Origin of the sequence: Mesorhizobium sp. 113-1-2, from assembly GCF_016756475.1 — a bacterium.
GTDB classification, from domain to species: Bacteria; Pseudomonadota; Alphaproteobacteria; order Rhizobiales; family Rhizobiaceae; genus Mesorhizobium; species Mesorhizobium loti_C.
In genome coordinates this window covers 1,346,206-1,358,253 of the sequence record NZ_AP023242.1, presented here as the reverse complement: position 1 = coordinate 1,358,253, position 12,048 = coordinate 1,346,206, and the positions used below count along the sequence as shown (strand labels likewise).

11 protein-coding genes and 1 pseudogene are annotated in these 12,048 nt (G+C 63.3%); 8 read left to right on the top strand and 4 right to left on the bottom strand.

What is annotated here, in order from left to right:
- The first annotated feature begins 75 nt into the window (after positions 1–75).
- The 7 genes and pseudogenes from JN279_RS06430 to JN279_RS06405 all read left to right on the top strand — a co-directional run bounded on the left by JN279_RS06430 (position 76) and on the right by JN279_RS06405 (position 4,870).
- Positions 76–918 carry a transporter substrate-binding domain-containing protein gene (locus JN279_RS06430; RefSeq protein WP_202352333.1) on the top strand — a complete coding sequence of 281 codons (843 nt, stop codon included), beginning with the start codon at positions 76–78 and terminating at the stop codon, positions 916–918.
- A gap of 90 nt (positions 919–1,008) precedes the next feature.
- A complete protein-coding gene (locus JN279_RS06425; RefSeq protein WP_202352332.1) occupies positions 1,009–1,755 on the top strand; it encodes an ABC transporter permease in 747 nt (248 codons plus the stop codon).
- 9 nt (positions 1,756–1,764) lie between these two features.
- Entirely contained in the window at positions 1,765–2,496 is a 732-nt protein-coding gene (locus JN279_RS06420; protein WP_202352331.1) for an ABC transporter permease, read from the top strand.
- Complete coding sequence (locus tag JN279_RS06415; RefSeq protein WP_202352330.1) at positions 2,496–3,311, top strand: ABC transporter ATP-binding protein; 816 nt, start codon at positions 2,496–2,498, stop codon at positions 3,309–3,311. The genes JN279_RS06420 and JN279_RS06415 overlap by 1 nt, the downstream gene beginning before the upstream one ends.
- 1 nt (position 3,312) lies before the next feature.
- Entirely contained in the window at positions 3,313–3,447 is a 135-nt protein-coding gene (locus JN279_RS38665; RefSeq protein ID WP_274608666.1) for a hypothetical protein, read from the top strand.
- Between the two features lie 92 nt (positions 3,448–3,539).
- Positions 3,540–3,800: a hypothetical protein gene (locus JN279_RS06410; RefSeq protein ID WP_202352329.1), complete on the top strand. Its 261-nt coding sequence runs from the start codon at positions 3,540–3,542 to the stop codon at positions 3,798–3,800.
- Positions 3,801–4,100: 300 nt separating this feature from the next.
- A pseudogene (locus JN279_RS06405) lies at positions 4,101–4,870 on the top strand (SDR family oxidoreductase).
- Positions 4,871–4,899: 29 nt separating this feature from the next.
- Here the strand turns inward: JN279_RS06405 and recQ are convergent.
- Entirely contained in the window at positions 4,900–6,732 is a 1,833-nt protein-coding gene (gene recQ, locus JN279_RS06400; protein WP_096451360.1) for a DNA helicase RecQ, read from the bottom strand.
- Positions 6,729–8,375, bottom strand: a complete 1,647-nt coding sequence (locus JN279_RS38140) for a sulfotransferase (protein WP_096451362.1) — start codon at positions 8,373–8,375, stop codon at positions 6,729–6,731. The genes recQ and JN279_RS38140 overlap by 4 nt, the downstream gene beginning before the upstream one ends.
- Positions 8,376–8,551: 176 nt before the next feature.
- Here JN279_RS38140 and JN279_RS06390 point away from each other — a divergent pair, with 176 nt between their 5' ends.
- A complete protein-coding gene (locus tag JN279_RS06390) occupies positions 8,552–9,973 on the top strand; it encodes a coniferyl aldehyde dehydrogenase (RefSeq protein WP_096451364.1) in 1,422 nt (473 codons plus the stop codon).
- Positions 9,974–10,154: 181 nt separating this feature from the next.
- On the opposite strand, the gene JN279_RS06385 is transcribed toward JN279_RS06390, so the two are convergent.
- Together JN279_RS06385 and uxaC are read right to left on the bottom strand one after the other, a co-directional pair.
- Positions 10,155–10,493: a cupin domain-containing protein gene (locus JN279_RS06385; protein ID WP_096451366.1), complete on the bottom strand. Its 339-nt coding sequence runs from the start codon at positions 10,491–10,493 to the stop codon at positions 10,155–10,157.
- A gap of 26 nt (positions 10,494–10,519) precedes the next feature.
- Positions 10,520–11,929: a glucuronate isomerase gene (uxaC, locus tag JN279_RS06380; protein ID WP_096451368.1), complete on the bottom strand. Its 1,410-nt coding sequence runs from the start codon at positions 11,927–11,929 to the stop codon at positions 10,520–10,522.
- Positions 11,930–12,048 lie beyond the last annotated feature (119 nt).

The window sequence follows — 12,048 nt, the reverse complement described above, 5'->3', positions numbered from 1 at the left end:
ACTTGTGGGGGAATTGGGGCTAGGCTAAGCAATTGGTATCTGAGGGTTCCAAGAACAAAAAAAGGGAGAAGTATCGTGACATCATCACGTTGGATTGCGCTTGCAGCACTTGCGTTGACCTGTTCAACCCCGGCGCTGGCCAAGGACTGGAAGACCGTGACGGTTGCCATGGAGGGCTCCTACGCCCCGTGGAACCAGACCGACGCCAGCGGCAAGATCGTCGGCTTCGAGGTGGACATCCTCAACGACGTCTGCTCCCGCGCGAAGCTCGAATGCAAGATCCAGGCGCAGGACTGGGACGGCGTTATCCCCGGCCTCACCGCAGGCAAGTTCGACATTGTCATGGACGGCATGTCGATCACCGAAGACCGCATGAAGACCATCGACTTCTCGATCCCCTATGCCTCCTCGCCGGTGGCTTTCCTTGCCGACAAGAATGGGCCGCTGGCGCAGTTGTCCAACAGCGGCAAGATGATCGATCTTTCCAAGGACGACGCCGAGTCCAAGGCGGCGCTCGACACGCTGCGCAAGGAACTGACCGGCAAGAATGTCGGCCTGCAGGTTTCGACCACGGAGGCGACGTTTGCCGACAAATATCTCAAGGATGTCGCCAACGTCCATGAATACAAGACCACCGACGAGCATGATCTCGACTTGATGGCCGGGCGCCTCGACGTGGCCTTCGCCGACACCACCTATTTCCTCGGCACGCTGGCCAAGCCCGACGCCAAGGACCTGGAGTTTGTCGGGCCGCAGTTCAAGGGCGGTCCGATCCTTGGACCAGGCATCGGTGCAGCCTTCCGCAAGACCGACAAGGACCTGCAGGATATCTACAACAAGGCGCTCAAGGCTGCTCTCGATGACGGCTCGGTGTCGAAATACTCGATGCAGTGGTTTAAGATCGACATTACCAAGTAGTGTCGCAAAGGGAGCAGCCAAGGCTGCTCCCGTTTTGCATTGAGGCGGGCGAGCTGTCGATGCATCATCTCGACGCCCGGGGAGGCGTAGGTGGACTTTCTCAACAGTCTCAAGGATCAGCTGTCGACGGCCTATGAGCTGTTGGCGGCCGGCTGGGGCTTGCAGCTGCTCTGGGGCATTGGCTGGACGCTCGCCGTCACCGTCGTTTCGATGATGATCGGCGCCGTGCTGGGTTCGCTCGTGGCGGCGGCCAAGCTTTCGCATCGCGGCGGACTGAGGTTCATCGGCGAGAGCTACACGACCGTGTTCCGCGGTGAGCCGGAGCTTTTGGTCATCTACCTCTTCTACTATGGCGGCACGCAGATCCTGACGGGCGTGGCGCGGTCCACCGGATCGATCGGTTCGTCCGACATCTTGAACATGCCGAGCTTTCTGGGCGGCGTTCTCGCGGTCGGCATCATTTCGGGCGCCTATCAGGCCGAGGTCTTCCGCGGGTCGTTCCTGGCAATCCATCGCGGCGAGCTGGAAGCGGCACGCGCCTACGGCATGTCGGCCTGGCTGCGTTTTCGCCTCGTGATCATGCCTCAGGTGCTGCGCCTGGCGGTGCCGGGGCTGGGCAATGTGTGGCAGCTGACCATCAAGGATTCAGCTTTGATCTCGGTCACCGGCGTCGCTGAGCTGATGCTGACGGCGAACAAGGCCGCGCGCTCAACACACCATTCGCTGCTTTTCTACACGGTCGCCGGCATCCTCTACCTCGTGATGACCTCGATCTCGACGCCGATCTTCGACAAGGCCGAGCGTTACACCTCACGCAGCTTTCTGCGTCCGAAATAGGAGGTGGCGGTGGATTACAACTTCTACCTTTCGACCATGTGGAGCGTGCTGAAAGCACTGCCGCTGACGCTCGAGATCTGGTTCTTCGGTGTCGCCATCGGTCTGGTTATCGCCACCGGCCTGACCTGGCTGCGGGCATCGGGCCACAAATCCGGCGAATATTTCACCCGGGCCTATGTCTTTGTCTTCCGCGGATCGCCGCTGCTGGTGCAGCTCTATCTGATCTATTTCGGCCTTTCCCAGTTCGATTTTGTGCGCCACAGCCCGATTCTTTGGCCGATCCTGCGGGACCCCATGTATTGCACGATCGTCGCGATGGCGCTCAACACCGCCGCTTATGAGAGCGAGATTTTCCGCGGCGCGCTCCGGGCCGTGCCGGTCGGGCAGATCGAGGCAGCCAAGGCCTTCGGCATGTCTACGTTCACACGGTTCCGCATTGTGACGTTGCCCATAGCGCTCCGCCTGGCCTTGCCGGCCTATTCGACCGAGATCATCCTGATGACGAAGGCGACCGCGCTCGCTTCCGTGGTGACGATCATGGAGATGATGGGAACGGCACAGAAAATCCAGCACGACACGTTCCGGCCGATCGAGGTGCTGACGTGCGCCGGTGTCATCTATCTGCTGCTCAACCTGTCGATCGCCCGGCTGTTTGCCTGGGTTGAATACCTGCTTTCACCGCATCTGCGTCCCCCGCCCGAGCAGAGCCAGCAAATCAAACCTGTCCCGGAGGTGTTGTGATGTCGGCAAATGTCGCCGCTGCCGCGAAAGCAGCACCGTCCCCGGACGACAAGTCAGCCATCAGCGTCAAGGACATGCGCAAGTGCTTTGGCGATCATGAGGTGCTCAAGGGCATTTCGCTCGAGGCTCATAAGGGCGACGTCATTTCTATCCTCGGCTCTTCGGGCTCGGGCAAGAGCACGATGCTTCGCTGCATCAACCTCCTGGAAACCCCGGACTCCGGCGAAGTGCGGGTCGACGGCGAGCTCATCAAGATGAAGCAAAGCCGCGACGGTCATCAAGCGCCGGCCGATATGCGCCAGGTCGAACGGATTCGGGCCAATCTCGCCATGGTCTTCCAGAGTTTCAATCTCTGGTCGCACATGACCGTGCTCGAGAACCTTGTCGCGGCGCCGACGCATGTGCTCAAGCGGCCGCGCGCCGAATGCCTGGAGCAGGCCGAGGCATTGCTGAAGCGCGTGGGGATATGGGAGCGTCGCAACTACTATCCCCCTCACATGTCAGGCGGCCAGCAACAGCGCGCCGCCATAGCGCGTGCCCTGGCGATGAATCCCAAGGTGATGCTGTTCGACGAGCCGACATCCGCGCTCGATCCGGAACTGGTCGGCGAGGTGCTGCGCGTCATGCGCTCGCTTGCGGAGGAGGGGCGCACCATGTTGGTGGTAACGCACGAAATGAGTTTTGCCCGCGACGTATCGAGCAAGGTGATGTTCCTGCACAAGGGCGAGGTGGATTGCCTGGGCGAACCGAAGGAGATGTTCGCGCGCCCCCCCACCCAGCAATTCGGGCAGTTTATCGCGAATTTCAACAAGTGACGTGAACCGCGAAACGCTTCTTCAGCTCAACTGGCTGGATTGGTGCGCCGCAATGGCGCTATCAAACACGCATCAAAAGGTCAACTTATCGACCGAAGCAAGCTTTGCCATGATGGCTGATGGAAAGACCGATTGAACCGCCCCAAGGTGCCGGCTTCAACGGGCTGGCGGGAACGGATTTCTAAGCCTTTGCTGCTATCGGTTTGCTGGCGGACGGAGTTCCCGGCAGTGACCCAGCGCACGTTCATCATCTTGCTCATCCTGCCGGCGATGGCGGTCGCGCTGTCGGCGACATCGTTTCCGGGTTCGATGATCGGCTTCCTGGTCGCGATCGCTGGAGTTTTCTTCGTCGCGGTACCGGGCGCGGCCATCGGCGACGCGCTCAGACAGGGCGGCGTCCCAGTTACCGGCGAGCAGCTCCTGTGGGCTCTGGCCGGCCTTTACGCCCTGCTCCCCCTTGGCGCCGCCGTGCGGCATGGCCACGGCTGAGGCGCAATGATTTCGATAGAGCCCGATCGGCGGCGCTGCGCCTGGCGCTTCTGCTGGCGCTGCCGCTGATTGCCTGGCTGTCGGTCAATTCAATGCAGCGTGCCTGGCCGTGAAGCGGCGCCAGGTCTCTCGCGTGGTTCGCAGGCCTAGCTTCAGGCCGATCCACCTGATGGACGCAGGCGAAATTCACCTGCGCATTAAGTTCATTTGACCGGCTTCGATTGAACGGTAGGCTGAAAGCAAGCCGCCGATTGCCGCATGGGGTCGGTTCCCGTCCCATGCGCGCAGAGGCCGCCTGTTTTGAGCATTTTCGATCGATTTTCCCTGAAGGGACGAGTGGCCCTGATCACCGGCGGCGGACGCGGCCTCGGCTTCGAGATCGCGCGCGCCTTTGCCGAAGCCGGGGCCCATGTCGTGGTGAGCGGACGCACCGCCGCCACGCTCGATGGTGCTGTCGCTGCCATCACGAGAAATGGCGGCAGCGCGCAGGCGGCGGTCTTCGACGTGGCCGACATCGGAGCGGGCCGCGCGATGATCGCCGAGATCAGCAAGACCCGAGGCCGTCTCGACATCCTGGTCAACAATGTCGGCGCCCGCGACAGGCGGCCGCTCGCCGCCTTCAACGACGACGACATTCTCGACCTGATCAGGACGGATCTGTTGTCGGCGATCTCGCTGTCGCGCGATGCGGCCGAGATCATGAAGGCCCAAGGTCATGGCCGGCTGATCGCGGTGACCTCGATCGTCGGCGAGATGGCGCGGCCCGGCGACGCCATCTACCCCGCCGCCAAGCAAGGGCTGACCGGGCTGATGCGCAGCATCGCCGTCGAATATGGCGCCCACGGCGTGACCAGCAACGCCATCGCGCCGGGAATGTTCGCCACCGAGATCAATGCCGCGATGGCGGCAAACCCGATCTGGTTGCCTTCGCCCGCCAGCGGGTTCCGCTGCAGCGCTGGGGGCGGCCGCAGGAGATCGCCGGCGCCGCGCTTTTCCTCGCCAGCGAGGCGGCCTCCTTCGTCAACGGGCACGTCCTGACCGTTGATGGCGGCATGTCGATCCAAATGTGACGATTGCCGGCAGTATCTGGAGGAGGTTTTCAGGCCGATCCGTCCGACCGGTGCGCGGCAATCGCCTTCAGAAAAATCGCCCCGAACTCCTTGAGCTTCGCCCCGCCCACGCCATTCACTTCGGCGAAAGCATCAAGGTCACGTGGACGCCGTTCGGCCATGTCGATCAGCGTGCGGTCGGAAAACACCACATAGGCCGGCACCTGGCGCTCCTTGGCCAGGCGCAGCCGCAGGGATTTCAGCATAGCCAGCAGCGAGGCATCGACGCCTTCGGCACCCGAAGCCTCGGCCGCTCGCATCTTGCGCAAGGCGCGGGCGCGCATCTCGACACGGTAGTGGAACGGCACCTCGCCGCGGCCAAGCGCATGGCCTTTTTCGGCGATGGCGAGGCCGCCATGGCCGCTCGGATCCGGCTCCAGGAAACCGTTCGCGACGAGCTGCCGGATCAGCGACAGCCAAAGATCCTTCTTGTGCGCCGCCCCGCTGCCGAAGCTGGCCAGCCTCTGATGGCCTCTGGCCAAAATCTTCTCGGTTTCGTGGCCGAGCAGGATGTCGATGACGTGCGCCGCGCCGAAGCGCTCGCCGCTCTGCGCGACAGCCGCCAGGATGATGCGCGCCTCGACAGCGCCATCGGCGCGCGGCACCTGGTCGACGCAGTTGTCGCAATTGCCGCAAGGCTCGGCTTCCTCGCCGAAATAGCCAAGCAGCACCTGGCGACGGCACTGCGCCGTCTCGCAATAGCCGATCAGCGTGTCGAGCCGGCGATGCGCGCGCCTCTTATGCTCAACGGCCGAGTCCTCGTCGTCGATGAACAGCCGGCGCATGCGGATGTCGCCAAGGCCGTAAAGCATGTGCGCTTCGGCCTTGCGCCCGTCACGCCCGGCGCGGCCGATCTCCTGATAATAGGCTTCCAGGCTGCCCGGCATGTCGGTGTGGAAGACATAGGCGACATCCGGCTTGTCGATGCCCATGCCGAAGGCGATGGTCGCCACCATGACGACGCCGGACAGCGTCATGAAAGCGTTTTGGTTCGCCTCGCGCGCCTCCTTGCTCATGCCGGCATGATAGGCGAGCGCGGTGACGCCGTTCTTCTCCAGGAAGGCCGCCATCTCTTCCGTCTTCTTGCGTGACAGGCAGTAGACGATGCCGCTCTTGCCGGGATGGCGTTCGATGAAACGCAGCAATTGCCGCTTGCTGTCCTGCTTGGACTCGATGGCGAGCTTGATGTTGGGCCGGTCGAACCCCAGCACCAGCGTTTCGACCCGCTCCGCGAACAGCCTTGCCTCGATATCGCCGCGTGTGCTCTCGTCCGCCGTTGCCGTCACCGCGATGATCGGCACGTTGGGGAAGATGTGCCGCAGCCGCGACAGGTCTTCATATTCGGGCCGGAACGCCGGCCCCCATTGCGAGATGCAATGCGCCTCGTCGATGGCGATCAGGCTGATTTCGAGCCTTGAAAGCGCCTCGAGCATGCGCTCGGTCATCAGCCGCTCCGGCGCCAGATAGAGCAGCCGCGTCTGGCCGGACGCCACACGGCGCCAGGCGGCGACATTGGCCTCGCGGTCGAGCGAGGAATTGATCGTATCGGCACCGACGCCGGCCAGCCGCAAGGCGGCGACCTGATCCTGCATCAGCGCCACCAGCGGCGACACGACGAGGGTGAGCCCACCCATGACCAGCGCCGGAACCTGGTAGCAGAGCGATTTGCCGGCACCCGTCGGCATGACGGCCAGCACATGGCGCCCGCCGAGCAGCGCGTCCATGACATCGGCCTGGCCGGGACGGAAATCGTCGAAACCGAACACGTCCTTCAGGACGCGCCGCTTGGGATCCTCGGCCCTAATGCTGGTAGCCTGCGTCATTCAGCCAATTCCGTCGTCGATATGCCGGCCGAATTGTCATAGCCGAACTCCCGGCAGAAGCAGTCGACGCGCTCAAGAAACGGCGGCGGCAGCCCGCGCAGATAGGTCCTGAACGCTTCATTGCGCTCCCATTTTCTCAGCGAGGTCGACCGAATGGGATTGTTTGCATCGCGGCTGAAGAGCGTAGCCGTCGTCAGGCCGAAGGAGCGGGCAATCCTCGCCTGCACGATGTCCGGCTCGGCGATCAGGTCCTCATAGCGCAAATAGGAGATGACCCTTTCCGGCTGGGCCTGTCGCAACCGCATCAAACCGTCATACTCGGCCTCCCAGCGCTCCATGGTCACGTGAAAAGGCCGCAGAGCAATGGTCTCCGGATGAGAGCTGGTCAGCACGTCGAAAGGATGCCGCACGCAATAGATCAGGCCGACCGAGGCCGGCAAGTCCTCAAGATCCCTATAGCTCACGAAAGTGCGTTTTACGACCAGGTTGGCTTGGTAGCGATCCAGTTCGATCAGTGTCTGGTACGGCGCTTCGCCGGCATGGATATAGATATCCTCAAAACAGCCCATCAGATTGAGGCTGAGCGTGGTGCCGCTGCGCGCACAGCCGGCGATGAAAATTCTGTTTCGCGGTCTCATTGCCGAACGCAGCATTGGCGCCTTGCGTCGAAGGTGCCAGAAAAACCGCCGCGCGCGGCGACGCAACGTCGCAATCGGCTTCCGGGCCGCGGTGGCCCGCACCTCGGAAAAGCCAAGCTCGGCGAGCGCGATTCCGCTTTCTCCGGCGACCGCATAGAGCAGCCAGCTCTGATCGTCCTGCTCAAAAATGGCCGGGTCTCGCAACGCGTTTTCCCTGCCCTTTGCCAGACCGATTCGGCTGGGGCGGATCGGCAAACCGGCCCCTTCGAACTCCATCAGCGGCCGCAGCACTTCGCTGTCCCCGCGCACGGTCCAGTCCTGCCAATCCTCTGCGAGATCGATCGTGCCGTAAAGGATCCGTTCCGGCGCGTCGCCCCGACGTGTGTAATAGACCCGCAGCCAGCGGCCGGACTTCTGCAGCGCGACATGGCGTGGGGCGAGATCGCGCCGCATGGCGGGCAGCACGACCGGACCGCGTTGGAAATCCGAAATGCCGTTTCTAGATCGGTAGACGGTGATCGCTCCCGTTCCAAGCAAACCGTACCACCAGCCATCGTGACGGAAGATGCGCGCGTAGAACGGCCCGAGCGGCTCGGAAAGCGGAGTGAAACGAAGCCCGTCGACGGATGTCGCGGCGAAGCTCGTCTGGCCTTCGCCGGATTTTGCCGGGCCGTGAAAATACATCACGAAATGCCGAAGCTTGCGGTCGACGTGAACATCCGGCGAGGCGATATGCCCGACGATGAATGGGCATTGATCGAGAGACAGCACACCACCGGGGTGGATGCGCCAAGGCCCGTGCAGCGAATCGGAGTAGGCAAGGCGGATATAGGTCCCCATGTGGTGGGCAAAGTAGAGATAGTAGGCACCAAGCCGACCGGGCACCCAGTCGGGCATGCTGATCAGCGACGGCCCGTTGATGTTGGCCCCGTCATCGCCGGGCAGCATATCCGGCGTAATGACGGGGCCGTGTCGCATGGCAGTGACACGGATTTGCGGAATCATGCGGCACGCGCCCTTGGCGGAGATTTCAGCTTACCGCATTCGGTACAACGCCATGGATGCAAACGGAAGGTCAAACAATAGCCATGTGAGCCTCGCCTGCCCTTGCGGCAAGTGCTCCCAGCTGGATTCGGGCTGGCTCTGATGTAAGCTGGACTGGAGCAAGGAGAGAGCGCGCGATGCTTCAGGTGAGACAGGATGTCCTCGGCGAGCGATTCCAGCTACAGCGCACAGTCTTCGAGAAGCAGCCTTTTCCGGACCTGAGCGTTCGGAAAGACCGCCTGAAGCGCCTGCTGGCCCTGACCGAACGGCACGAAGCCGAGATTTGCGCCGCGATCAACGCCGACTTCGGCAGCCGCTCGACACACGAGACACGCCTTGCCGAACTGTTTGTCGTGCGCGCCGGTATCCGCCACACGCTGTCTCATCTGAAGGGCTGGATGCGGGAGCGTCGTGTCGCCACCACCTTGCCGTTCCTGCCGGGCAAAAATCGCCTCGTGCCGCAGCCGCTCGGCGTCGTTGGCATAGTCTCGCCATGGAACTACCCCTTCCAGCTTGCCGTCGCGCCGGTCACGGCAGCGCTTGCCGCCGGCAATCGCGTGCTGGTCAAGCCGTCCGAACTGACGCCGGCTTTCTCGGAGTTGTTGGCCAGATTGGCCGCCGAGCATTTTTCGCCCGACGAGTTGAGCGTCATCACCGGCGATGCCGAGATGGGCAAGGCCTTCGTGTCGATGCCGTTCGATCATCTGCTGTTCACCGGCTCGACCGCGGTCGGCCGCCAGGTCGCGATCGCCGCTGCCGCCAACCTGACCCCGGTGACGCTCGAGCTCGGTGGCAAGTCGCCGGCGATCTTCGATCCCTCCTGCGATCTCGATGCGGCAACAGCCAGCATTGCCTATGGCAAGCTGCTCAATGCCGGTCAGACCTGCATCGCGCCGGACTATCTGCTGGTGCCGAAGGGGCAGGCAGGCACGGTCACGGCCAAGCTCGCAGCCGCGGTGGCGCGGCTCTACCCCACGCTGCGCGACAACCCCGACTACACCGCCATCATCAGCGACCGGCACTTTCAGCGCCTGCGCGCCATGATCGCGGAAGCCCGCGAGGCCGGCGCCGATGTCACCGAAATCAACCCGGCCGGCGAAGACCTTGGCGCCACGAGCCGCAAGCTTTTGCCGACCCTGGTTCGAAACGCCGGACCTGACCTGCGGCTGATGCGCGAGGAGATTTTCGGCCCGGTGCTGCCGATCGTCGAATACGGCACCGTCGACGAGGCGATCAGCCATGTGAACCAGGCCGACCGGCCGCTGGCGCTCTACTGGTTCGGCAATGACAGCACCAACCGCCAGCGCATCCTGCGTGAGACGGTCGCCGGCGGCGTCACCATCAACGACTGCATGCTGCATCTGGTGCAGGAGAACCAGCCTTTCGGCGGCGTCGGCGCCAGCGGCATGGGCGCCTATCACGGGCAATGGGGCTTCCGCACCTTCAGCAAGGAGAAGCCGGTTTTCCTGCAGTCGCGCGTGAGCGCCGGCGCCCTGCTGCGACCGCCCTACGGCAAGACGTTCGAGCGGCTGTTCGGCCTGCTTCAGCGGATCACCTGATCAAGCGTCGTGGCCTCCGCGCATTAAGTCTATATTCACCATGATCCGGCAGGTTCCAATTCTGCGGTGATGTTTTTGAGTACCGCGGCGCGACAAGCGCCCAGGCAACAAACCCGCGCCTCCTTTGAGGGCGCGGGTTTTTCATTTCGAAAGAGAGCGCGAAGTCGGCCGCGGCTCGCCCTCAGGCGAGGAAATCAGCCCGGTGCGGCGTAAAACTGTCGACCAGCCGCCCCGCTTCCAGCGCCTTGACGCCATGCACCAGACCCGACGGCACGATGAAGCTGCCCCCGGTTTCGAGGATTTCGGTTTGGCCGTCGATGGTCACCTCGAAACGGCCTTCGGCGACATAGCTCGACTGGACATGTGGATGCGAATGCAAGGCGCCGACACCGCCCTTGTCGAAACCGAATTCGACCAGCATCAGCTCATCGGTGGAGAGGAGAACGCGCCGCCTGTTGCCGTCCGGCGTTGGTGTCCAGGCGCCCTCGCCGGCATGCGCGAAGATCTTCGTCATCGTCATCTCCTCATTGCGGACGGCAGCATGCGTCAGAGCCGATAGGCTTTCTTGGCCAGCGTATAGGCCAATTCCCCTGCCAGCTCATGCGCCTCGTCCTCACGCAGCCGGTGCTCGGCGACAAGGCGCGCAAGGAAGGCGCAGTCGACCCGGCGCGCCACATCGTGGCGAGCCGGGATCGAGGGAAAGGCGCGCGTATCGTCGTTGAAGCCGACAGTGTTGTAGAAGCCGGCCGTCTCGGTCGTCATCTCGCGGAAGCGGCGCATGCCCTCCGGACTGTCGTGGAACCACCAGGCCGGCCCGAGCTTCAGCGCCGGATAAACGCCGGCCAGCGGCGCCAGTTCGCGCGCATAGCTGCTCTCGTCGAGCGTGAAGAGGATCACGGTCAGGTCACGCTCCAACCCGACGCAGTCGAGCAGCGGCTTCAGCGCGGTCACATAGTCGGTCCGCGTCGGAATATCGAAACCCTTGTCGCGACCGAACTTCTTGAAAACGTCCGGCGAATGGTTGCGCCAGGAGCCGGGATGGATCTGCAGCACCAGCCCGTCATCCCGGCTCATCTTGGCCATTTCGGTGAGCATCTGGGCGCGGAACAGTTTTCGCTCGCGCTCGTCCTCCGAGCCGCGGCGGATGCGGTTGAACAGCTCCTGTGCCGCCGCGTCTGAGAGATTGGCGGTCTCGGCCGTCGGATGGCCGTGGTCGGATGAGGTCGCGCCAAAACTTTTGAAGAAGGCGCGGCGCTGGCGATGCGCGTCGAGATAACCGGCCCAGCTGCCGGTGTCGCAGCCGGTGATCTCGCCCAGCCGGTCGAGATTGGCCGAAAACCCGTCGAAATCGGGATCGACAACCGCGTCCGGCCGATAGGCGGTGACGACGCGGCCCTCCCAGCCGCTGTCGCGGATCATCTTATGCCATTTGAGATCGTCGAGCGCGCCTTCGGTCGTGGCGATGACCTCGATGTTGAAACGCTCGAACAGAGCGCGGGGGCGGAAATTCTCCCACTGCAGCACCGTCGCGATCGTGTCGTAATGCCGGTCGGCTGTCGCTGCATCCAGCGGCTCTTCGATGCCGAACAGATGCGCCAGCACATGGTCGAGCCAGAGCCGGGTCGGCGTGCCACGAAACAGGTAGTAGTGCTCGGCAAAGCGCCGCCAGATGGACCTGCCGTCGGTCTCGACCGGGGCGCCGTCCAGGCTCGCCACGCCGAGATCCTCCAGACGCACGCCCTGGCTGAACAGCATGCGGAAGATGTAGTGGTCGGGCACGATGAGCAGTTGCGCCGGATCCGGGAAGGGCTCGTTCTGTGCATACCAGCGCGGATCGGTGTGACCATGCGGGCTGACGATGGGCAGGTTCTTGACGCCGGCGTAGAGGTCGCGGGCAAGCGAGCGCGAATGCGCTTCGGAGGGAAACAGCAGGTCCGGATCGGTCAGCGCGACCATGGGAAAGCGGCTCCTCCCAGTTTGGATAGCGGTACGTTCGGGCCAAGGCGAAGTCAATGTGCGCAGGCAAAACGGCATCCTTGCGGCAGGCGCAAACAGGTGTTACGCCGCCTGTCATC